24 protein-coding genes and 1 pseudogene are annotated in these 23706 nt (G+C 42.6%); 20 read left to right on the top strand and 5 right to left on the bottom strand.

Annotated elements, in window-relative coordinates; all coding sequences use genetic code 11:
- The first annotated feature begins 84 nt into the window (after positions 1–84).
- Positions 85–294: a YkvS family protein gene (locus DYE48_RS05765; RefSeq protein ID WP_115822794.1), complete on the top strand. Its 210-nt coding sequence runs from the start codon at positions 85–87 to the stop codon at positions 292–294.
- Positions 295–470: 176 nt separating this feature from the next.
- Positions 471–731 (top strand): hypothetical protein, encoded by a 261-nt coding sequence (locus DYE48_RS05760; protein ID WP_115822793.1) that lies wholly within the window; start codon positions 471–473, stop codon positions 729–731.
- Between the two features lie 39 nt (positions 732–770).
- Here the strand turns inward: DYE48_RS05760 and DYE48_RS05755 are convergent, their stop codons facing one another.
- Complete coding sequence (locus DYE48_RS05755; protein ID WP_244199375.1) at positions 771–1802, bottom strand: LCP family protein; 1032 nt, start codon at positions 1800–1802, stop codon at positions 771–773.
- A 229-nt stretch (positions 1803–2031) separates the two neighbouring features.
- Here DYE48_RS05755 and DYE48_RS05750 point away from each other — a divergent pair, with 229 nt between their 5' ends.
- Entirely contained in the window at positions 2032–5199 is a 3168-nt protein-coding gene (locus DYE48_RS05750) for a chitobiase/beta-hexosaminidase C-terminal domain-containing protein (RefSeq protein WP_244199374.1), read from the top strand.
- Positions 5200–5234: 35 nt separating this feature from the next.
- On the opposite strand, the gene DYE48_RS05745 is transcribed toward DYE48_RS05750, so the two are convergent.
- The gene (locus tag DYE48_RS05745; protein WP_115822791.1) at positions 5235–6683 is read right to left on the bottom strand and encodes an APC family permease; all 1449 of its coding nucleotides are present in this window, start codon (positions 6681–6683) and stop codon (positions 5235–5237) included.
- Positions 6684–7064: 381 nt separating this feature from the next.
- On the opposite strand from DYE48_RS05745, the gene DYE48_RS05740 reads away from it, so the two are divergent.
- The gene (locus tag DYE48_RS05740) at positions 7065–8108 is read left to right on the top strand and encodes a glycosyltransferase family 4 protein (protein ID WP_115822790.1); all 1044 of its coding nucleotides are present in this window, start codon (positions 7065–7067) and stop codon (positions 8106–8108) included.
- Positions 8109–8149: 41 nt separating this feature from the next.
- Here DYE48_RS05740 and DYE48_RS05735 read toward each other — a convergent pair whose 3' ends face one another.
- Together DYE48_RS05735 and DYE48_RS05730 are read right to left on the bottom strand one after the other, a co-directional pair.
- On the bottom strand, positions 8150–9163 hold the full coding sequence (locus DYE48_RS05735) for an LCP family protein (protein ID WP_115822939.1): 1014 nt from the start codon (positions 9161–9163) through the stop codon (positions 8150–8152).
- A gap of 16 nt (positions 9164–9179) precedes the next feature.
- Positions 9180–9821 (bottom strand): YigZ family protein, encoded by a 642-nt coding sequence (locus tag DYE48_RS05730; RefSeq protein ID WP_115822789.1) that lies wholly within the window; start codon positions 9819–9821, stop codon positions 9180–9182.
- A gap of 160 nt (positions 9822–9981) precedes the next feature.
- Between DYE48_RS05730 and DYE48_RS05725 the strand changes: the two genes are divergently transcribed.
- The 15 genes from DYE48_RS05725 (at position 9982) to DYE48_RS05655 (ending at position 22200) form a co-directional block, all read left to right on the top strand.
- Positions 9982–11121 (top strand): sensor histidine kinase, encoded by a 1140-nt coding sequence (locus DYE48_RS05725; protein WP_115822788.1) that lies wholly within the window; start codon positions 9982–9984, stop codon positions 11119–11121.
- Between the two features lie 167 nt (positions 11122–11288).
- Complete coding sequence (locus DYE48_RS05720; protein ID WP_115822787.1) at positions 11289–11966, top strand: response regulator; 678 nt, start codon at positions 11289–11291, stop codon at positions 11964–11966.
- A gap of 288 nt (positions 11967–12254) precedes the next feature.
- A complete protein-coding gene (locus tag DYE48_RS05715) occupies positions 12255–13100 on the top strand; it encodes a DegV family protein (RefSeq protein ID WP_115822786.1) in 846 nt (281 codons plus the stop codon).
- Positions 13101–13161: 61 nt separating this feature from the next.
- Positions 13162–14577, top strand: coding sequence for an ATP-dependent helicase ComFA (locus DYE48_RS05710; RefSeq protein ID WP_115822785.1), 1416 nt, complete (start codon positions 13162–13164; stop codon positions 14575–14577).
- Positions 14578–14678: 101 nt separating this feature from the next.
- Positions 14679–15239 (top strand): ComF family protein, encoded by a 561-nt coding sequence (locus tag DYE48_RS05705; RefSeq protein ID WP_244199373.1) that lies wholly within the window; start codon positions 14679–14681, stop codon positions 15237–15239.
- 76 nt (positions 15240–15315) lie between these two features.
- On the top strand, positions 15316–15726 hold the full coding sequence (locus tag DYE48_RS05700) for a TIGR03826 family flagellar region protein (RefSeq protein ID WP_115822783.1): 411 nt from the start codon (positions 15316–15318) through the stop codon (positions 15724–15726).
- Between the two features lie 77 nt (positions 15727–15803).
- Positions 15804–16073 (top strand): flagellar biosynthesis anti-sigma factor FlgM, encoded by a 270-nt coding sequence (gene flgM, locus DYE48_RS05695; RefSeq protein WP_244199372.1) that lies wholly within the window; start codon positions 15804–15806, stop codon positions 16071–16073.
- Positions 16074–16091: 18 nt separating this feature from the next.
- On the top strand, positions 16092–16583 hold the full coding sequence (locus DYE48_RS05690) for a flagellar protein FlgN (protein ID WP_115822782.1): 492 nt from the start codon (positions 16092–16094) through the stop codon (positions 16581–16583).
- Positions 16584–16601: 18 nt separating this feature from the next.
- Positions 16602–18158: a flagellar hook-associated protein FlgK gene (flgK, locus tag DYE48_RS05685; protein ID WP_115822781.1), complete on the top strand. Its 1557-nt coding sequence runs from the start codon at positions 16602–16604 to the stop codon at positions 18156–18158.
- 11 nt (positions 18159–18169) lie between these two features.
- A complete protein-coding gene (gene flgL, locus DYE48_RS05680; protein WP_115822780.1) occupies positions 18170–19063 on the top strand; it encodes a flagellar hook-associated protein FlgL in 894 nt (297 codons plus the stop codon).
- Between the two features lie 67 nt (positions 19064–19130).
- Entirely contained in the window at positions 19131–19682 is a 552-nt protein-coding gene (locus tag DYE48_RS05675) for a DUF6470 family protein (protein WP_115822937.1), read from the top strand.
- A gap of 2 nt (positions 19683–19684) precedes the next feature.
- Positions 19685–20131 carry a flagellar assembly protein FliW gene (fliW, locus tag DYE48_RS05670; RefSeq protein ID WP_115822779.1) on the top strand — a complete coding sequence of 149 codons (447 nt, stop codon included), beginning with the start codon at positions 19685–19687 and terminating at the stop codon, positions 20129–20131.
- A complete protein-coding gene (gene csrA, locus DYE48_RS05665; RefSeq protein ID WP_115822778.1) occupies positions 20118–20345 on the top strand; it encodes a carbon storage regulator CsrA in 228 nt (75 codons plus the stop codon). The genes fliW and csrA overlap by 14 nt, the downstream gene beginning before the upstream one ends.
- Positions 20346–20467: 122 nt before the next feature.
- A complete protein-coding gene (locus DYE48_RS21470) occupies positions 20468–21754 on the top strand; it encodes a flagellin N-terminal helical domain-containing protein (RefSeq protein ID WP_115822777.1) in 1287 nt (428 codons plus the stop codon).
- Positions 21755–22065: 311 nt separating this feature from the next.
- On the top strand, positions 22066–22200 hold the full coding sequence (locus DYE48_RS05655) for a flagellin (protein ID WP_075035335.1): 135 nt from the start codon (positions 22066–22068) through the stop codon (positions 22198–22200).
- A 17-nt stretch (positions 22201–22217) separates the two neighbouring features.
- Here DYE48_RS05655 and DYE48_RS05650 read toward each other — a convergent pair whose 3' ends face one another.
- Positions 22218–23138 (bottom strand): endonuclease, encoded by a 921-nt coding sequence (locus DYE48_RS05650; RefSeq protein ID WP_167449449.1) that lies wholly within the window; start codon positions 23136–23138, stop codon positions 22218–22220.
- A 317-nt stretch (positions 23139–23455) separates the two neighbouring features.
- Here DYE48_RS05650 and flaG point away from each other — a divergent pair.
- Positions 23456–23698, top strand: a pseudogene (gene flaG, locus DYE48_RS05645) (flagellar protein FlaG); the annotation flags it as partial.
- Positions 23699–23706: the final 8 nt, after the last annotated feature.

The raw sequence follows: 23706 nt of genomic DNA, 5'->3' as shown, positions 1-23706 counted from the left end.
ATATTGTAAAAGTTTTGTTTGAATTGTTTGTTAATTTATTGTAAAGTTTATTCAAAATACGAGGAAGAGAAAGGGTAGAGAGATATGGTACAACCTGATGATCGCATTGCCACTCCAGGGCAAATCGTAACTTTTGAGAGAAATGACATCATTTTCAAAGGCAAAGTCATTCCGAGTCAATGTCAACAATCCGTGATCGTAGATTTGACGATTATGGACAACTTAGATGAAATCGATTTCGAATACGACAGAACGGTTGTAGCTCATACCAATTATCGTATTATAGAAGAATAGCACAAATACCCTTTCCTATAAATGGGAAGGGTATTATTTTGGGTGATTTTTCTGGTTAAATATTCCTTAATAATCAATAATTACTAGTCCCATGTGCTGTTTCGGACAAACGGAATGATAGATATATTAGTAGAGGGTAGAGAAATTGCGTATGATTGATGAGAGGGTGTAGTCTTTTGCCGCAATTAACCAAACTGTTATTAGAGCATAAGGAATTGACATTAAGTGCCCGTTACAGTGTAAGAATTGATCGAACGATTGTGATTGAACCTTTGAGACGGTTGACAGAAGATACGTTTAAAAATGTACTGAACCAGAAGGAACGGGTACATAACATTGCCATTATGAACGCAGATAGTGCATCTATAGAAAAGTATGAAGGGCCATTTCGATTCTGCAGAACGAATGGCATTCTCATTTTTAAACCAATGGCATGAAAAAAAGGACTTCCTTTTATGGAAGTCCTTTATTTTGACTCAATTGATGGGGTCTTCATAGGTTTTGTCTTCGGGGACGGGTAAATCTAATGATTTCTTTAAATTGCGTTTCGTTTCTTCAAGACTCTCTTCGTCGGGGACAAAATAGTATAATCCGTCATTGAGACGTTTATTTTCACCGTCTATTTCCAATGTATCCACAGAAGTACGGTCTGAAGAAAAGGCTTTTCTTAAACTGAGCATCTCACCAGGGGTAAGGTTTGTGCTTACGTTCTTCCCTATGACATCCTTCATTTCGCCTATTTTAAATAGCGTCCCTGGAGACAAAGCTTCATCAATACCGGCCTTGATAAACTGTCTCTGTCTTTCATCTCTCGGATAAGATACCGCTACATCACGCTTTCTCATCCTTACAAAAGCGAGGGCTTCTTCTCCATCCATTTTCATTGGACCTTTTTCAAATTCAATCTTTTTATAGTAATCTATGCTGCTTCGTTCCCAGAAACTTTCTTTTACATCAACCGTCACTCCACCGAGAAGGTCAACGATTTCAATAAAACCATCAAAGTTGACGGTCGCATATTTATCAATAGGAATCTCTAACAAATCTTCTACGGTTTCTACGGTCAATTTTTCTGCTCCGTATCCTGTCACTTCACCTAACGTGTAAGCCGCATTGATTTTGTGAGAACCTGCATATTTCTGCCGTACTTTTGAAGCTGGTATATCAACGAGTGTATCTCTAGGAATACTCGTCATCGTCATTTTATTTGTGTCGGGATCAAGTGTTAATACAATTTGGGTATCTGCGCGTCCGGCTTGTCCGTCTGTGGAATAATCCTCTACTCCCATCAGAAGGATGGAAATTGGATCTTCCTGGGCATCGACCGCTTCTTCTCGCAGATCTGATTTATCTCCTCGATCCAGACCTTCAAAGGCAGCTGTGTACACTTGGGTCACATAGTAAAAGCCTCCGCCAGCCATTAAGGTTATTAAAAACAATAGAGCCGCAATCAGACGTATCTTTTTCTTCTTTTTACGTCTGCGTACCCGTATGATTCTTTTTGTCAAAATAGAACACCTCAATTTCTAACCTCTCGCTTATCTATTTTACCACAGTTGGAAACATCCGATAGATACGGATCTTTTGTCGGATAATTTGTAAAAGTGCTGTTATAAATAGTCGTTTTTTCACGTGTCATTGGGAACATTTACATTTTTTTACGGAAAATAAATATAAAATCTATTCTGAATTTTATATACTAGACCTAACTTATATTTTAGGCAAAGGGGATGCATTGTGAAAAAAATCTTTCATCTGTTGTTAATCGTATCATTAGTTTTCAGCTATGCTGTTATACCTACTTCTTCAGCTAAAGCTGAAGGTTTGGACGATCTGATTATTTCTGAATATGTGGAAGGATCGAGTTTTAATAAAGCATTGGAGATTTACAATGGTACCGGTGAAGATGTTGACCTATCCGCGTACACATTGGAGCTATATTCCAATGGTAGTGTGGAACCATCTCGATCGGAATCTCTAACTGGAACACTGGCTTCAGGAGAAGTTTATGTTGTGTCTGATAGTCAGGCTGGTGAAGAAATTCAGTCTGTCACGGATCTGACTAGTGGAGTAACAGGTTTTAATGGGGATGATGTCTTAGTATTAAAAAATGAGAATGGAGTCATTGACAGCATTGGGCAGGTTGGCAGCAATGATGAATTTGGTAAAGATGTCACACTCGTAAGGCAGCCAGAAGTTTTGAATGGCGACCAGGACCCTACCAATGAGTTTCAGGTTAGTGAAGAATGGGATACGTACGCAAAAGACACATTCGATTATCTTGGAAGCTACGAAGTACCTGAGGAAGAGGAAGTCGAATTACAAACGATTGCAGAAGCTCGTGCTATGGAGAGTGGGGCAACTGTACGCGTGGAAGGAATCGCTACAGCAGCATTTGAAGCAGGCGGACAGACGAACCTATACATACAAGATGAAACCGCAGGCATCATCGTCCGTGCCCCTGGTCTGAACGTCCAGGTGGGTGACCGTGTAGAAGCTCAAGGAGAAAATAGCGAATATTTTGGAATGGCTCAACTCTTGGCTTCTTCCGTGAATGTAGAAGTTGTAGAGAGTTCTGTAGGTGTGCCGGATGCTCAAGAGGTCGGTGCCTCTGCCCTCTCCGCTTCCAATGGAGAAGCCATCGAAGGTGAATTTGTGCAAGTGAACAATGTAGAAGTCATCGATAAAAATCAATATGGTGATTTTACTGTTCAAGATGAACAAGGAACTTTTGTGGTTCAACCTCAAAACGAAGACTTATTAAGCGTAGGGGATACATTTGAACAAGTAAAAGGCGTGGTCGATTACAACTACGGGGAATATAAACTGGTTCCTCGTTCACCATCTGATTTGATTGAAAAAGTATTCGCTGTCACCGCAAGCCCTGCTGGTGGATCAGTCGTGCAGGGAACAGAAGTTACATTGAATACGGCAGAGCCAGACGCCTCTATTCATTATACGTTAGATGGTTCAGAGCCGACGGCAGAAAGTACGCCATATGAATCTCCGATTGTGATTACGGAAGATACGGTCGTTCAAGCAGTTGTTGTACGTGCCAACGGTGAAACGAGTGAAGTGGCCGTTTTTGAATACGAAGCATTAAAAGCATTGGACGATGTTGAGATCCATGATCTTCAGGGAGCCGCTCACACATCTCCATATGAAGGGCAATCAGTTGAAGGTGTTGAAGGTGTGGTAACGAAGCTCGATGGAAACAACGGGTTCTATATGCAGTCTTTGAATCCTGATGAAGATATTGCCACATCAGAAGGGATTTATGTGTATAAACGTTCCTCTGGAGTAGAGACCGGTGATGTCGTATCTGTGAACGGAAAAGTAACCGAATGGCGTGAAGATGGTTACTCTGATGCAGCAGATCTATTAACGACACAAATTACCGCTAATGAGGTTACGGCTACCTCCACTGGGCAGTCTTTACCTGATCCTATTGTCATCGGTGTTGACCGGGAACAACCGACAAAAGTGATTGAAGATGATGGACTGGAATCCTTCGATCCTGCAGAGGATGGTCTTGATTTTTATGAAAGTCTTGAAGGGATGCTTATTGAGCTTCCAGAACCAAAGGTCACTGGTCCTGTTAAATATGATGAGCTACCGGTTTATGTAGAAACGAATGAAGATCAGGATTTCACAAGAGCTGGAGGGTTGTTGATTTCTCTGGAAGACTACAACCCTGAAAGAATGCTTATTGACGTAGATGGATTCGATGTCCAGGCAAAAACAGGAGATTACTTCGAACAGTCGATTACGGGTGTGGTCAGTTACGACTACAGCAATTACAAAATCCGTGTTGTTGGTGAGCTTCCTGAACTTCAAGATGGCGGAACAGACAGGCAGTCCGCAGAGCTTAAAGGCTTGAAGCCTAAAATGACTGTGGCTACTTATAACATGGAAAACTTCCATGCGGGCACAGACCCTGAAAAGGTCCAACGTATTGCCGAATCAATGGTTGAAAACTTGAACACTCCAGACGTAGTCGGGCTTGTAGAGGTTCAAGATAATACGGGTCCAACAGATGATGGAACGGTGGAAGCGAACGAAAGTTACCAAACATTGATTGATGCGATTGTAGAAGCTGGTGGTCCGGAATATGAATTCACAGACATTGCACCACTTGATAAGACAGATGGTGGTCAACCAGGAGGGAACATCCGCGTCGGTTTTATTTATAATCCTGATCGTGTCACGTTGACAGACAAGCCGAGTGGAGATGCTACAACGGCTGTAGATGTTAATGAAGACGGATTGACGTTGAACCCTGGGCGCATTGACCCTACCAACGAAGCCTTTGACGATTCCAGAAAATCGTTGGCTGCTGAATTTGAGTTCAATGGTGAAAAAGTTGTCGTCGTTGCGAACCACTTCAATTCAAAAGGCGGCGATGATGGATTGTTTGGTGCCAACCAACCGGTCGTGCTTGGAAGTGAAGTACAGCGGTTGAAACAAGCAGAGGTAATCAATGGCTTTGTTGAAAAAGTAGAAGAACGTATGGATGATGCAAACGTTGTGGTTTTAGGTGACTTGAACGACTTTGAATTTTCCGCACCTGTTGAGGCCCTCAAAGGGGACGATCTCACAAATATGATGGAGGAGCTTCCTGACGAAGAACGATACACGTACATCTATCAAGGGAATTCTCAAGTGCTGGATCATATCCTTGTCAGTAATCATCTGGCCAAGCGCACAAAAGTGGAAACCGTAAATATCAATGCCGACTTTTCTGAAGCGGATGGTCGTGCTAGTGACCATGATCCGGTCCTTGCACAGATTCATTTGAAAAAGTCGAAGCAAGGTCCACCTGCGTGGGTCAAAGAGCATTCGAAGAAATCTAAGCAGGGGCCTCCTGCATGGGTGAATGAACATTTGAAAAATAAAGACCAGTAAAGCAAATCCCCCGCTATAGAAATAGCGGGGGATTTTTATATCTCTTCTTTTTCTAATATCAGATAGTTCATTTCTTTTCGTTCAATACTGTTATAACGTTTGGCGTTGAATGCATAGAAAGCAATTCCCAATGCGACCCAGATCAATAGAGCGATATAAGACTCTTTTCCGAGAGAAGCCGGGGAGAATGGAAGCAAAAGTAAAGCTAAGAAACCTAAAGCACTAATCATCCCGATCAGAGAGAACAATTTCTTCCAAGGAGCAGCTGTACGTGACGAATCTGGTCCTGTTTCTTTCCAAGAGAAAAACTTGTAGGCAGTAGCCGTACAAAAGAAATAGGCGATGGCTACACCTGTGGAAGACATGTCTACCACCCATAACAATGCTTCTCTTCCGAACCACGGAGCAATCAGGCAAATCAACATTGTGAAAAGGATTCCAACGTAGGGGGTGTTGTATTTCGGGTGCAATCTTCTGAACACGTCTGGTAAAATTCTTGCTCTTCCCATCGCAAACGTCAGTCGGCTTGCGGATATGTAAAATCCATTAAGCCCTGTAAAAATTCCCATACAAACGGCTACAGCAATAATCCACACGCCTGCTCTTCCAAGGTAACTTTCAATGGCGTCTCCTGTGCCCCACACCGACTGGTTCTCCGATATGTTTAATAGCAGCTCCTGCCACGGCATCGTGCTTGCTGTAATAAGAATCATCGCACTATAGGCGACCCCTGCAGCTAGGAGAGACCATATGATTAGTCCAAATGCTTTTTTCGCCTCGAATTTAAACTCCTCAGCGGCTTGTGGAATGTTATCGAAACCGACATAAGCAAAAGGTGCAATCGCTAAAATCGTTAGAATAGAAGCGAGCGTAGATTGATCCGGATGGAATGCAGGTGTGATGTTTGCTATTTGCGGCCCCTCTGTGATGATGGCTCCGATCGCTAATAGCACAATGCCAGCGATTAAAATTAAACTAAAGATAAATTGAGTCTGTCCTGAAAAACTGGCTCCGTGAATATTCAAAATGGCGAAAGCAATCAGAGCAAGGCTTGCGATTCCTATTTGAATGATGGACACTTCATAACCAGCCACTGTATATAAGTTTCCGGTGCGAACCAAGTCAGGGAATAAAAATTTCGTAAGTAATGCCAATGCCGATGCGTTTAGAGCGACAATGCAGATGTAGCCAAGTGTCAAAAACCATCCAGCCACAAAGGCGAATTGTCTTCCAAATCCAATATAAGCATAAGCGAATTCCCCGCCGGTGACCGGGAATTTTTCAATGAGAAAACCGTAGCTGACTCCAATAACCATCATGAGGACGGCCCCAAGTAGAAGTCCGATCACAACACCCAATGGGCCTGCCTGACTGATCCAGTCTGTCGGCAGTACAAAAGCCCCCCAGCCAATCGCTGACCCAAATGCGATGGCCCACACCCAATGGGGCTTCAATGACCGCTCTAATTTTCGTCTTTCTCTCATATCCATGACCTCCCTTTTGAAAAAAGATTGTAAATTTTCATATATGTGTAAAATATTCCAATCCAATCTGTTATGATGAGAAAAGCTGAAAACACTTGATGAATTTTGCATGTTTTTAAGGTCTATTGTCAATTCTTCGGCCTTATAGGGGTTGGATTTTGGAGGAATTTAGCGTTTTTTTTTACATAGAAATGTTTCAAAAAGCGGGGGTTTGGCTAAAGAAAAGTAATTAAATCGTTACAATCAAAACCGGTTTCTTGTGATATAATTTTTCACGGTTAATATGTAACAAAACCGATGTAACTATACAGACAAATATGGAAATTATATATCAGCTTATGACCTCTGGGAGAGGACATAATAAACCTGAGGAGGATCTTTATGGAGTACAAGGCCTTGCTATTTTGCTTGATCGCTTCGATTTTAATCACACCCCTGGTCAAGAAAATAGCAGTGAAAATTGGTGCCACCGATCAACCGAATCACCGTAAAGTTCATAAAAATGTGATGCCACGCTTAGGTGGCTTGGCGATCTATCTGAGCTTTGCTTTAGGAATTTTATTTTTCTTTCCAGAGAGCGATTATACATGGCCGGTATTAATAGGAGCAACGATCATTATTATTACTGGTGTTCTTGATGACCTTAAAGAGTTATCTGCCAAAGTAAAACTGGGCGGACAATTATTGGCTACCTTGGTTGTTGTTTTGGGTGGCGTTCAAATTGATTTCATCAACCTGCCTTTTGGCGGCCAAATCGAATTTGGGTATTTGAGCATTCCTATTACGATTTTGTGGATTGTTGGGATCACGAATGCCATTAATTTAATTGATGGCCTTGATGGGTTAGCTGCAGGAGTGTCAGCTATTGCTTTGCTGACGATTTCTGGTATGGCCATTACCATGGGGAATGTATTTGTCGTCTTTGCTGGTTTAATGATGCTTGGAAGTACAGTTGGGTTCCTTGTTTATAATTTTTACCCGGCGAAGATTTTTATGGGTGATACAGGCGCGTTATTCTTAGGGTTCATGATTAGTGTGCTCGCACTTCTGGGCTTTAAAAACGTCACATTGTTTTCCTTCATCATCCCGGTCATTATCTTAGGTGTACCTATTTCTGATACCTTGTTTGCAATTGTGAGAAGAGTCATTCACAGGAAACCGTTGTCTGCCCCTGATAAATCACACTTGCATCACTGCTTATTGAATTTAGGTTACAGCCATCCGGAGTCTGTCCTGATGATTTATGCCGTTAGTGCCTTGTTCAGCCTGGCAGCCGTCATTTTCTCGCAAGCCACGATGTATGGCGCGGTCATTGTTCTTGCCATGTTGGTGTTGATGATCGAGATGATTGTAGAAATGACAGGTTTAATTGGCAAAGACTATAAACCGATCTTGAATATGATCAAGGGTCCAAAAGAAAAATAAAATAAGAAAAACGGCTTCCTTTTAGGAGGCCGTTTTTTACTTTACATTGATTCTTCAACATCGTCCGGTTCGCTGTTGGTTGAGGATGGATCTTCTGATGCAAGCGGATTTCGTAATCCAAGGTGATCTTTTAATTCTTCACTGGTGGTTTCAATATCTTCTTTTGCTAATTGATAATACCAACCTTTGTCTGTAAAGCCACCTTCTCCATCAAGCTGCATTTTTTCGAAAGTGAAGCCTTCTTCTTGGAGGAAGTAATCTTTAAAGGTGATGATTTCTTCAAAAGTTAAATTTGTACTCATGTTTTCACTGACGGAGGCCAATATGTCATCGAAATGATTTAAGCCACGGGTTGAAGCTGTTTCACGGAAGATTTGTTGAATGATTTCCATCTGTCTCTCTCCGCGCGCCAAGTCGCTATCGTATTTACGAGTTCTCGCTAAAGCCAGTGCCTCTTCTCCGTTCAACGTTTGTTGTCCTTCTTCGAGTTCAATGGCCCCTGCAAGGTCAGAACTGTTTTGCTCCGTAATCGCAAAGGGAACATCATAGGTGATGCCGCCAATAGAGTCAACAATTTCTACAAAAGATTGGAAGTTCATACGGACATAATAATCGACAGGCACGTCAAGCATACGCTCCACTGTTTGAACCGTGGCATCAATTCCTCCAAAAGCGTGTGCATGAGCAATTTTGTCTTCATATCCTACTTCCGGGATGTACGTCAAAGAATCCCGGGGGATGTTAAGCATTTTGATGGATTTATCATCATCATTGAAAGTCGCTAGAACGAGGGCATCCGAACGGGACGTATCTTCAGACCTTGCTTCACTGTCATCAATTCCTACAAAAAGAACAGATGTGTGATCTTTGGCTGGGTTTACAACCTCCACCCGCTTTTCTGATTTGTCCCCTCTGTCGAGTTCCTGGTGGGATTCTGTAGCTGTTTCTTTCACCTGATCGGTAAGGTAGACGGCATAGCCGGTGGCAGCGCCAACGCCGATTAACACGATGAAAGCCACGGACCACATGAAAATGGCAAGCTTGCTGTGTTTCATGTTGATGTGAGCTCCTTTACTCAGGTGTGACATCAAATTCCACGTAGGAAGCGTCTCCTCTTTCAATCGTGGCTTGACCACTAGTCAAGTCAGTCATCCAATGTTCGAAGTCTTCTTCAAGGCCGCTTTCTACATATACTATTAATTCCACATTCTCCAAGTAATTAATCGTCTCCAATGTGTAGGTTGAATTCCTTACGGCGTTTTCAACTTTGCCGAGCAGGTGGTACTCAATCTTCACTTTCATCTCCTGCATTAATTGGCGCTTCACAACACCCGTTGTATCAATAGCTGCTGATGTCGTTGATCCATAGGCACGAATCAGTCCGCCCGCACCCAGCTTGATCCCGCCAAAGTAACGGGTGACTACGACAGCCGTGTCCTTAAGGCCTCTCTTTTTTAAAACTTCAAGCATCGGCACCCCAGCTGTGCCGCTCGGTTCTCCATCATCATTCGCTTTTTGTATAAGGTCATTCTCCCCAATCATGTAGGCGGAGCAGTTGTGTGTAGCATCATGGTGCTTCTTTTTGATTTGTGCAATAAAGTCCTGGGCTTCCTCTTCGGTTTCACAGCGTTTGACATAGCCGATGAAGCGGGACTTCTGGATCGTCACTTCTTCTGATCCCTCTGGTTTTACGGTATAATAGCTTTCTAACATGGTCTTTAAAACCTCCTAAGGTTTTATTATATCGATGGGTAAAACAATCGGCAAACGGTTGGATTGTTGTTCATTATTTTACATTTTTACTGAAAAACACCCCCATAAATGGACATGGGACTTACGAATGAGTATGTGAATATTGATGGAGGGACTTATGATGAGTGTACAAAAAACTGGGGATATCGCCCTTGATCATATCATCGATGAAATGGTCGATACGGTCACCAATAGTAAGGATGAAATTTTTCAGATTGGTGAAGAATCCCGCAATGAGTTTGAAAAGTTGAACAGTGAACTAGCTGACACTAAAAAGCAGGTCATCTCCCTTATTGATGAAGGGGACAAGCTTGAACAGAAAGTCCGGTTTTCAAGGGTGCGCTTATCAGAAGTCAGCAAACAGTTCCAGACGTATTCAGAAGAAGAAATTCGTAAAGTGTATGAACAAACGCATGGACTTCAGATGGAGTTATCCATGAAGCGTGAAAAGGAAAAACAGCTGCGTGAGCGAAGAGATGACTTGGAAAGACGACTACGGAATTTAGAAGAAACCATCGGGCGTGCAGAAGCGCTTGGCGGTAAGATTTCTATCGTATTGAACTACCTTACAGAGGATTTCAAACATGTCAGCGATGCTTTGGAAGATGCGAAAGAAAAGCAGGAGTTCGGCTTACAAATCATCGAAGCTCAAGAAGAAGAGCGGCGGCGGCTATCAAGGGAGATCCATGATGGTCCTGCACAGATGCTTGCAAACGTCATGCTGCGTTCTGATCTCGTTGACCGCACCTACCGTGAGCGAGGTGTGGAAGAGGCCATGCAGGAAGTGAAAAGCGTAAGAGCGCTTGTTCGTTCTGCATTATATGAAGTCAGAAGAATCATTTACGATCTGCGTCCGATGGCTCTCGACGATCTTGGACTTATTCCTACGCTGAAGAAGTACTTAGCGACCATCGAAGATTACAATAATAGCATTCACATTTCTTTTGCTTCGTTTGGAAAAGAGCGGCGGTTAGACACAAAATATGAAGTCGCTCTTTTCCGCCTGGTACAGGAAGCCGTACAAAATGCGGTCAAACATGCGGAGCCGAAGGAAATTAAAGTGAAAGTAGAGCTGAAGTCGAACGCAGTCATAATCGTCGTCAAAGATGATGGCAAAGGCTTCGACACGACTCAAAAAAAAGAAAAATCCTTCGGTCTAGTCGGAATGAGGGAGCGCGTGGATATGTTAGAAGGCGAACTCAATATCGACTCCAGTGTAGGAGAAGGGACGATTGTCACGATTCATTTACCAATAAATTGATATTACAACGAAAAACTATGTAAATGGACGTGAATCGTTTATAATAGGGAATAGGATTAGGGTAGATTCACATTTCTAAAAATAGATAAAAACAAAGATAGAGAGATAGAGAATAGGTTAGGGGAACAAAAACCCATTCTATGTATGAGAAACAGGAGGAAATGACCATGACGACCAGAATAGTCCTAATTGATGATCATAAATTATTTCGTGAAGGCGTAAAAAGAATTTTAGACTTTGAATCAAGCTTCGAAGTTGTAGCTGAAGGTGATGACGGGGATACAGCGGTTCATCTTATTGAAGAGCACATGCCTGATGTTGTCCTCATGGATATCAACATGCCGAGCATGAACGGGGTTGAAGCGACAGCTGAAATTACAAAACGCTATCCAGAAATGAAAGTGATCATTCTGTCAATCCACGATGACGAGAATTATGTGACACACGCACTGAAGACAGGAGCACAAGGGTATCTTCTTAAAGAAATGGATTCTGATGCCTTGATTGACGCGATTAAAGTTGTGGGTGCTGGTGGTTCTTACCTGCATCCGAAAGTCACACACAACTTAGTGGCTGAATATCGTCGTCTGGCGGATAGCAAAGGTAGCAGTGCTTATCGTACGATCGAATATCGAAAGCCATTGCACCTGCTTACACGCCGTGAATGCGAAGTGCTGCAACTGTTGGCGGACGGAAACAGCAACCGTGGCGTAGCGGAATCACTCTATATCAGTGAAAAGACCGTAAAAAACCACGTTAGTAACATCCTACAGAAAATGAACGTTAACGACCGTACCCAGGCTGTAGTCACAGCAATCAAAAACGGCTGGGTTGAAGTCATCTAAAATAAAATAAATTGAAGTTAGGGCTGTTTTTTAAGGTGCAGAAATGTATACCTGAAAAAACAGCCCTTTTTAGTGTGTGGATTTGGAGTTTAATTGTAATTATTTGGTGTACCAGGTCATCCAGATTCTGGATGACCTGGTACACCAAATATAGACATGCGGACAACTGTTTTCGTATTAGTTGGTGCATTGTGGGTGGGGTTCATGTAGAATAGATAGAGAGAATATCGGAAATTATTTTACATATATTCATAGAAAAACGATAAAGAAAACAAGGAGTTGGATCGGATGAAAACAGCGGTAATCACAGACAGCACAGCTTACCTTCCGAGAGATGTACGCAAAGCCAACCACATACATATGGTTCCGTTGAACGTGATTTTTGGTCATGAATCCTATCAGGAAGAAGTAGATATTAACGCAGATGACTTTTACGATATGGTGAAAGAAGGTGGAGAACTTCCGAAAACTTCTCAGCCTTCGATCGGCATCATGACACAGAAGCTCGAGGAGCTCTCTCAAGACTATGATTCGGTCGTTTCTATTCACTTATCCAGCGGCATCAGTGGTACATATCAGGCGATGGTTACCGCAGGCGAAATGGTTGAGGAGATCGATGTCCATGTGTTTGATTCGGAAATCAGCTGCCATATGCAGGGCTTCTATGCACTTGAAGCTGCCGAATTAGCAAATAATGGCGCGACGCCTGACCAAATCATCAGTCGGTTGAATGAGATGAAAAAATCGATGAGTGCTTACTTCATGGTCGATGACCTCAGCCACCTTCAAAGAGGCGGCCGCTTGAATGGAGCTCAAGCCTTTGTCGGAAGCCTCCTGCAGGTGAAACCTGTCCTTCATTTTGTGGATACTAAAATCGTACCTTTTGAAAAAATCCGTACACGGAAAAAAGCGATTAAGAAGATTGTTTCTCTTTTTGAAGAGAAGGTCGAAGAAGGCGGCACATACAAAGCCTGCCTCATTCATGCGAACCGACCAGAAGAAGCGGCAGAATTGAAAAAAGAATTAGAAGATAAACACGAGAACGTCGAGGTGGTCCTCAGTTATTTCGGACCCGTCATCGGCACCCACCTTGGTGAAGGGGCTATGGGTCTCGGCTGGTACCGTCAATCTTAATGAAAAGGAGCCTGTTTGTGAGACTCAAACAGGCTCTACTTTTCTATAGGATGGTGGTTGAATGTTCAAAACGGTCAAGAAATTCCTTCGAAAAGACTTCTCCTGGATTCCTCATAAAAATCCCTCTCACAGCTATTCTTCTCTTACCGGAAAACTCCTTCTGCGTCACGAAATCCCTTATGAAAATGAAAAAGTAGATCAGCTTTTAGCACAATCAATTTTGATAAAAGTAACAAGCATTGAATCCTATCCCTGGGGGCACCGCTGCAGGCGTTGCGGAAACACTAAATCCTATCTTTTCGCGAAAATGCCACATGCGACATGTGGTCAGGACTGTTTGTATTGCCGCTCCTGCATTCAAATGGGCAGAGTGATTGAATGTGAACCGTTATACTATGGAAGTTCGGGTTTTGAGTGGTCTGCTCATGAACATCCCTGCCAATGGGACGGGGAATTGACAGTACATCAACAAAAAGCTGCCGATGAACTCGTGTCGCTAGTCCAAACGGGAAGTGGTGAAAAACTAGTTTGGGCGGTTTGTGGAGCTGGAAAGACAGAAATTCTTTTTCCTGCCCTAACGGAAGCACTGGAAAAGGGGAAGCGTATTTGTTTGGCCACGCCTAGAATGGATGTTGTGAGAGAGTTGCTTCCTCGATTACAAACGTCATTTCCAAAGGTGAACATTCAGGCTTTATACGGCGATAGCCCAGATAAAACTGGTGATGCTCCGTTTATTATAGCTACAACGCACCAGCTCCTACGTTATGCGCAAGCTTTTGATGTCATGATCATTGATGAAGTGGATGCTTTCCCTTTTCATAACGATTTATCACTTCACTATGCTAGTGAACGAGCGGCCAAACCGCAAGCTTCTATTATCTATTTGACAGCCACGCCAAGAAAGAAGCAGAAGCGGAGGATCCGTTCTAAAGACCTTCCCGTCGTATTCATCCCTCAACGTTTCCACGGCCATCCTCTTCCCGTACCTCAACTCAAACTTACTCCTACCCTTCATCGTTATTTACAAAAAGGTGAGCTTCCATCAAAAGTTTTTCAACAAATCGTCCATCAACAACAAACCCCGAGGCAACTGCTTCTTTTTCTTCCTTCGATAAAAATGGCTGAACAAACGGCTGAGTACTTAAAAGAGAGGAACTATGAGGTGCAATCCGTGCATGCCGAAGACAGTGAACGTGCAGAGAAGATTCAGGCATTCAGAAAAAAAGAATACCGTGTACTCATCACAACGACGATTTTGGAACGAGGAGTGACGTTTCCGTCCGTCGATGTTTATGTCATCGACGCAGGACACGTTGTATTTGATGAAGCCGCACTCGTTCAGATTGCTGGAAGAGCGGGAAGAAGTCCTGACGATCCTACGGGAGAGGTCATCTTCTATCATATTGGGAAAACGGATGAAATGCTGGATGCTGTGGAGTCGATCCGTTACATGAATAAACTGGGACGGAAGCTATGAGGTGTCTGGTCTGCCATGTTGAAACCATTCCTGATGTCACGTGGAGGACGTTTTGGAAGCCTCCTGTTCAGAAGAAGATATGTCAGGAGTGTGAGGAACAAATGGGTAAAATAACAGCTCCTTTTTGCCCGGCGTGTCATCGTCCAGGGCATGAGGGGGTGTGTCTAGACTGTGAAAAATGGGAGAAAACAAACCCTGACCTATTAGAACGAAATGTTGCTGTTTTTCCATACAATGAGTTCAATAAGGATCTTGTAGCACGCTGGAAATATAGAGGAGACTATGCGGTGTTGGATGCTTATAAGGAACACCTGCAAAACGTGTGGTTAGCTTCAGGTCTTAAAGGGAAGCTGGTTCTGAGTGTTCCTCTTAGTAGCAAGCGTCTATATGAGCGTGGATTCAATCAATCAGAAGCTATTATCAAGGCGTTGGAGGAAGACCCCATCTCTTTATTTGAACGGTCGCATAGTGAGAAACAATCGAAAAGAGGACGGAGAGACCGCATGCAATCTGAGAACCCATTCCGACTTCTGCATCCAGTTACAGCCCCTGTAGTCATTGTTGATGATATTTACACGACAGGAAGAACGGTCCGCCATATGGCTTCGTTGCTGAAAAAGCAAGGTTGCCCTTCCATTTCTTCTTTTACTATTTTTCGCTGAATGGGCTATAGGACTTTTGAATCTCTTCTTCTGTGCCGATATAATAGATAAATAGAGAACATGGAGGACGATGAAGATGGGGGAATTAGCAAATTGCTCACGTTGTAATGGACTTTTCTTGAAAGGATCAAGTACCGTTTGTCCAGAGTGTAGGAAGCAGGAAGAAAAAGACTTTCAAACCGTCTACGCCTTTTTAAGAAGAAAACAAAACCGGACAGCGACTGTAGATGAAATTGAGGCAGGGACAGGAGTTTCTGAATGGCAGATCCGTAAGTTTGTCAAAGAGAAGCGGCTTCACCCTGCTCACTTTCCGAATGTGAGCTATGCATGTGAGAAGTGTGGAGCGTCCATCAGAGAAGACCGTTTATGCGATTTATGTAAAGATTCGATTCAAAAGGGTCTCGATGTACAAGAGCGTAATGAGTCATTGGAGAAAAGAAAAGAAGAGGAACGGGAAAAGGCAAACAGGACTTATTATTCATGGTGAAATGAATCTTAAGCATGATTTATATCTTCATGAGCCTTGTCGATATAATGGGTAATAGATAGTCGGAAGGAAATGAGGTGACAGAATTGAAAATCAACGGCCCGAATCATACAAATTTAAATCCATATAGAAAACAGATGAACAAACAGGCAGAAACCGGACCGAAGAAGCAAGTGACCGATAAAATCGAGATTTCTGAGACCGCCAAACAGATGCAGGAATCTGGGAAGAGCGATTCTGTACGGAAAAAGCTTGTCGAACAAGTGAAATCAGATGTACAGCAAGGAAATTACCAGGTGGATGCCAAGTCGACCGCTAAAAAGATGCTTGATTTTTGGTCGAAGTAATTATAGAGGAGAATCATCATGACGATCGATCCGGTCATCACTTATATGAAACAGCTTCAACAGTTGCATGAGAGTCTTTTGTCTTTGTCTCAAAAGAAAACAGAGGCATTGAAAACGAACGATGTAACCGGTATTCAACAGCTGTTGATTCAGGAAAAGAAGCATGTTCAGGCGATTGGAAAAATCGAAAAACATAGAGAACGGTCTGTGACTCAGTGGGCATCGGAAAAGGGGGTCCCTCCACGTGAGCGGACCGTATCCGAACTTATTGAAATTCTTAATGGAGAAGAAAAAGAGAAGCTTCAGAACGCGTATGAAGCTCTCATCCTAGTGTTAGCTGACTTGAAACAGCAGGAAAAGTTAAACACAGAACTGACTCAGCAATCGCTGCAGTTCATTAACATGTCGCTGGACCTTCTCCAACCGTCCATTCAATCTGTGAATTATGGAGGGAAAGAGGGAAACAACAGTGGAACGGCTAAACGTTCCATTTTCGATTCAAAAGCATAAAGCAGAGGAGTAACCATCATGGGATCAACGTTTCACGGGTTGGAAGTAGCGAAGCGTGGGCTTTTCACTCAACAATCCGCTTTATATACGACAGGGCACAATATTGCTAATGCGAATACAGAAGGATATACAAGGCAGCGCGTCAATTTTGAACAGACGGGACCCTATCCACCGGCTTCCCGAAACCGTCCGGAAATACCGGGGCAGGTCGGTAGTGGTGTCCAGGCGAGTTCGATTGAGAGAGTCCGTGTCGAGTATCTTGACTATCAGTACCGTGGGGAAAGTAGCAAGTCCGGCTATTATGATACACGTTCAGCCGCCTTGGGACGTCTGGAAGCTGTCATGAATGAACCTTCTGATGACGGTCTTGCGCGAACGATGGACCGTTTTTGGGAATCTCTTCAAGACTTGTCCGTGAACCCGGAGGACTCTGGTGCTCGTTCTGTTGTGCGCCAGCGGGGAGAAGCGGTTGCAGAAACTTTTAATTACCTATCCAATACCCTACAAGCGCAGCAAAAGGATATCAAAAGAGAGACGGGTGTAACGGTCAAAGAAATCAATTCTCTAGCTAATCAGGTCAATCGCATAAATCAACAAATTGCAGAAGTAGAGCCACATGGCATGGTACCGAACGATTTGTATGATGAACGGGACCGTTTGCTCGATCAGCTATCCCAGCACGTCAACATTGATGTGAAATATGAAGATGCGCCATCTTCTGCTGATCCATTGGCGATGGGTAAAGCATCTGTATCGATTGTTGATGCTGACGGCAAACCTTTAGTACCGGAAGCCATTCTTGTAGATGGCGCAGCTAACACGGTTAATGAAATGAGTGTTCAATATCAAGGTGATGGTTCACTGGCTAGTGGCATACAACTCGGTGATGCAGATCCTTATTCTGTGGAAGACTTTTCTTCTCAAGGGAAGTTGAAAGGTCTCATTGAATCTGGAGGTTATGTGCAAGATGGAGAAGCGAAAGGCACCTATCAACAAATGCTCTCCGATTTGGACCTGATGGCTACAGGATTTGCACGTTCGTTTAATGAAGTCCATAAGCAAGGGGAGTCATTGAATACGATCAGTGGGGACAGCACGGAAGTCCCGAACTTCTTCGATATCGGTGTAGCGAATCCTGCAGCGGGAGAAGTTGTCGAAGGTCTTGCTGGTACTTTAAAGATTTCTGATGAAATCAGAGCGGATGGAGACAACATCGCTGCCGCTAGCCTTAAGCAAGCGGGTAACGGTGAAAATGCCTTAGCTCTATCAGAAGTACAAAACAATGCCAATGGAGACTATTTTGGCGAAGAAACTTCCATGAACAGTTTCTACGAATCGATGATCGGTACAATGGCAGTTGAAACTCAAGAAGCGGAGCGGATGTCCAGGAATGCCGGTACGTTGAAAGCTTCCGTTAATGAACAGCGACAGTCTGTCAGTTCTGTTTCTCTTGATGAGGAAATGTCGAACATGATTAAGTTTCAGCATGCCTACAACGCAGCAGCACGTAACATTACAGTTGTCGATGAAATGCTGGATAAAATCATCAATCAAATGGGACGAGTGGGAAGGTAGGTGAATGACTGATGCGCGTAACGCAATCGATGCTATCGAACAATATGCTCCGTAACTTGAGTAACAGCTACGCTAATATGGGGAAGTATCAGGATCAATTGTCTACAGGGAAAAAGATCTCCCGCCCATCCCAAGATCCAGTCGTTGCCATGAAAGGAATCAACTATCGTCAGCAAGTAACGGAAGTTGAACAGTTTCAACGTAACATAGGAGAGGTACACAATTGGATGGACAACAGCGACTCTGCCTTGGATAAAGCTACCCAAGCTATGCAGCGTGTCCGTGAACTGACGGTCCAAGCCAGCAACGATACATATGAAGAAGGTCAACGAGAGAACATTGCCAAAGAGATCCGCCAGCTGAAAGAACATATAGGGACAATTGCCAACACGAAGGTGAACGATAAGTACATTTTCAACGGTGGCAATACAACGAATCCCCCGTTTGCAGATATGGATGCGTTAGAAGATACTGTGATCCCTCCGGCGACAGGTGAGGACGAAGTGAGAATCGAAGTCTCTTCCGGAGTGAAACTTCAGGCGAACGTTTTACCTGGTCGTGTCTTTAATCAGAATTTGTTCAAAGACCTGGATGATTTCGCCCAAGCTTTAGAAGGTGATGGCTCTAATGGAGAGTTGGGTGATTTTCTTGGCAAGTTTGATAATCATATAGGTAATATCGTCAATGAGCGAGCTGACCTAGGAGCGCGTATGAACCGGGTTGAATTGGTAGAAGATCGTTTGGAGACGCAGAAAATCAGTGCAACTAAAATGATGTCGGACAACGAAGATGCCGACATTGAAAAAGTGATTACAGATCTAAAAACACAGGAAAGTGTCCACAGAGCGGCCATGGGCGTCGGAGCCAGAATCATTCAGCCGACATTGATGGATTTCTTAAGGTAAGGCTGTCTCCTTCAGATACAGTCTTCTTTTTCTTTGAATCTACCTCCTTAGAAAGCGAGGATCCATGATGAACATACCCAAGCTACACATTCAGTCGACGCCCGGTCGGACTGGGCTAACCATCCAGAATTCAGCACAAACCATCCGGCAGCATAAAGCTGAACAGTCGATTCAACAACCAAGAGCAGAGATGGAGGTTAGACAGAAACCAGGAAAACTGTCCATTGACCAGACAAACGCCTGGCATAACCTTGATTTGAAAAATGTATTGGTGCGGACTGAAGAGCTCGTAAGCATAGCAAAAAATCAATGGATGGAGGGATTGGCTCGCGTTTCTCAGGAAGGTGATGAGATGATGCGGATTGAGAACGGAGGAAATCCAATTGCTGCTCAAGCTGAACGGAATGCAGGGTTTGATTTTACATTCCAACCAGGTGGAATGCCTGCTTACGATCTTGTCGATATCCATTACCAACCGGAAGAAACTCAAATTGATGTTCAACGTCGTGATCCGATTATTGAAACGAAGAAACGAGACCCCGAACACCATTACAAGCCGGGAATCGTAGATGTCGCTATGGAACAAATGCCGGATTTGCAAATTGATTGGAAGGTGTAAAAATGAAAATTGAAACGAAATACTTTGGTGAAGTGGAAGTAGAAGAAAAAGAATGTATCGATTTTCCAAATGGTCTCCCGGGCTTTGAAAGCTACCATTCTTTTGTGCTCTTGCCTATTGACGATTTACGTACATACTTTGCTTTGCAGTCCGTGGAAGAAGCTGGTGTATCCTTAGTAGTTACTAACCCCTACCTTTTTTATAAGGATTATGAATTTGACATCACCCCTGAGGATTTAGGTATTTTAAGTGAAGAAGACATTGCGGTTTATAATGTTGTTACACTTCAGGATCCTTTTGAAAAATCCACGTTGAATTTGCAGGCTCCTATTGTAATGAATACTAAGAAACGTGAAGCGAAACAGTTGATATTGAATCAAGTTGATTATCACACGAAGCACCCGTTAATTTCTACTGTGAAAGGCGGTGAGTCTCATGCTCGTCCTTAATCGCAAAGAGGGAGAATCGGTTCGAGTGGGAGATGATATTACGATTACCGTCGTGGGTGTGGAAGGTGGCCAGGTTAAACTAGGGATTGAAGCACCGAAAAGTGTTGGTATCCATCGTCAGGAAGTTTATGTGGCCATCGGGAAAGAGAATGCGGAAGCGGCAAATGTGTCAGAGAATCTGTTGAATCTCTTAAAAAATACGAAAAAAGATTAAAACCTTCATGAAGTCGGTCGATATAAGTAATGTAAAACATTACAATGTCGGCCGACTTTGTTTTGTACTTAGAGGATCACACAAGGATGTGGGGTCACTTATTTCAAGGAGGAATTTTTAAGATGAGAATTAATCACAATATTGCGGCGTTGAATACGCACCGTCAATTGAGTCAAGCAAATAACGCTAACCAAAATTCAATGGAGAAGTTATCTTCTGGTCTTCGTATTAACCAGGCATCGGATGATGCTGCAGGTCTAGCAATTTCCGAAAAAATGCGTGGACAAATTCGTGGGCTTGAACAAGCTCAAACAAATGCTCAAGATGCTACATCTATGATACAGACTGCAGAAGGAGCACTGAATGAAACTCATTCCATTCTACAACGTATGCGTGAATTAGCTGTCCAATCATCAAATGGTACTTCTACAGACGATGATCGAAATGCTATCCAAGATGAGATCAACCAATTAATTAATGAAATCGATAGAATTGGTGATACCACGGAATTTAATAAGAAGAAATTGATTAACGGAGAACAATCTCAAGATGTTAGTATTACTACAGACAATTCTAATTTGAAATCATTTACGGCATTTAATGCAGTACAACAAGGCACAGACTATAATGTAAGTGTTCAAAACGTTAGTAAGTCCGCAGCTAATCTTAATAGTGCGGGTAATACAGGTCTTGCTGCCGGTGATATTACATTTGATGGGAGTAATTATGATGTTGGTTCTTCAGTGGAAATCGAGGTATCTGATGGTTCATCAGGAGCTGGTTATAAGGATTTAACTTTAAAAGTTGATGGTGTTGCAATTGAAACATTAACTGACCATGATGTTACTGGTGTAGCAACTTTTGATTCTGGTAATGGCCTCGAATTGGACGTTGCTGCTAACTCATTTAACTCTGCAACTGGAAGTGGAAATGGTACAGTTCAGTTTGATTTTGCTATGGAAGCAGACTATACAGTCACAAAAGGTTCTGCTACACTTCATTCAGCAACAAATTTACAAACAACAGACGGAGAGTTACGCCTTGGCGATTTCCGTGCTGAGGTAGATAAAACTCTTACTGGCAACACGACAAACTCTGTTACAGTAAATGGAGAGGCTTTAGAATTTCAAATCGGAGCCAATGAAAATCAAACAACATCCCTTTCTATTGGTGACATGAGAGCAGCTGCTCTTGGTGTTGATAGCTTGGATGTGAATGACCAGGTTAATGCACAGGCTACAATTTCTACAATTGATTCAGCGATTAAGGATGTATCTGACGAACGTGCTAAACTAGGAGCAAACCAAAATAGGTTAGATCACACAATCAATAACTTAGGTACATCTTCTGAAAACCTAACTGCTGCGGAATCTCGTATTCGTGACGTAGATTATGCTATTGCTGCTTAAACAGTGAAAAGCACAGTCGTCCTGGCTGGTAACGGCTAGTGATTACAATCGGGTGAATTGCTGGAAACCCCTTAGAACTTTTCTTACCACAACGAAGTTGGAAACGACAAACGTGATGGTTGAAAAAAAGAAAAGATTGGGCAATCAGCAGCCAAGCTCCTGTGAGGAAACTCTGGAGAAGGTTCAACGACTAGGATAGACCACCGTTTCAGGTGATGAAATCCGTAGGTGCAACAATGTCACATCAGCATTGTGAATCCGAAGTGCCCGACCCCTTTCTGTAAAAGGGTGAAGATATAGTCTGGTCATTTATGAAAGTAAATGTTCGCACGATGGCGAAGGAAATGATGAACCAAACGAAACAAAGTATTCTTTCTCAAGCTTCACAAGCTATGCTTGCAAAAGCGAATCAACAACCACAAGGAGTTCTTCAACTTCTACGTTAATAAAGTTAAGAAGGCCCTCAATTTTGAGGGCCTTCTTCTATGTCTAAGCATAGGCTAGTTAATTCACTATAGGTTAAACCTGTGTATGCTTTCAATGATTGTAGGTAACTCGTATTAGTTGAAGTCAATTTTACTTGATAGCTGTATCTTTTAGGACCTTTCCTATTTAATTCTGGTAGTAAAGAAGGGTACAAGGAGGTATAGAACTCTCCAGATTTACAGATTTCCCATATTCTTTCTAAGTGATGTAGCGAATCGTTAATGTGCTTCGTCGGTTCTTTAAATTGAAGGGAATTAGAAAAGTATAAAGTTGTCCTTTTTTCAGGATAGGTTTCAAAAACTGGAAGTGGCTCAAACGTTTTTCTATTCATACTTGAATGAATAAATGGAGTAATTAAGTGAAGGAAATACTGGATCGAACGTCTATTGTATAATGCGATTCTGTTTTTGCCATCGATAGAAAAGACCAAGTGAAACTTCTTATACAGGAGAGAAATCAATTGCTCATTTTCCTCTCTAGTAAAACTCTCTGTTGACAAGATGATTTTGACAGGTTGGTGGTTTTGGATCTTTAAATGTCCATCATCCTGGTACCACCAGGCCAGGCTCTCAACGGTCAGGGACTCTTCAATCAATTCAGTTGGAAGTATCTTCTTTCTATCTTTATACCATTGAGATTCTAAGTAACAAATGATCGTGGATGTCTTTGACTGACTTTGAACGGACTCACTGTACCCCTTGCTCAAGCGTTTATCTATATTTCTTCTAGGGCGAGGAGGTTGAAGGGGAATGACTTCTTTAAGATTATCGTAACAATATTCACACCATCCTCTATCAGAAATTGTATGGATGAATTGAAAACGTGGCTTTCTACCTGTTTGTTTTGTAATACTTCCATCCCCTAGAAGTTTTCCTGTAATTCTTGATTTATATTTCAAGTCTATCTGGCTCCATAAATTCTTCGTGAGAATCGCCTCCTCTTATATAATGGTAAAGAACATACGTTCGCATATAATTATATCATTTTTAAGCTGTGTAATGACAAATAGTACACCAATGCCTCAACCCATTTAATAATTGTCACTCCCAACCGATATAAAAAGAAACTACATAGCGTTAGGGAGTTGTTGAAGGTGGATGTAAGAAATCGTATGACCCATTCACAACTTCTGCAGAGAAATAACTTACAACTTGGTGTCCGTCCAACTGTTCAGAAGAATGAATCAGTAAAGACTGAGAGAATGAAGACTATAAAGAATACGCGGCAGGTAATGAAAAAGAAAAACTCATACAGGCAACAGAAGATATGAATGAGTTTTTCAAAGCTGTCCATACCTCGTTGCGCTTCCAGTTTCATGATAAATTAGAAGAATACTATGTAACCATCGTAGATAGTGATACTGAGGAAATTGTGAAGGAAATTCCTCCAAAGAAGATGCTGGATATGTATGCATCGATTGCGGAACGACTTGGATTTATTGTTGATGAAAAAATATAAGCGGGTGA

This window comes from Halobacillus trueperi (assembly GCF_003386945.1).
Lineage (GTDB): Bacteria > Bacillota > Bacilli > Bacillales > Halobacillaceae > Halobacillus > Halobacillus aidingensis.
This window is presented reverse-complemented; position numbering and strand designations above follow the sequence as displayed.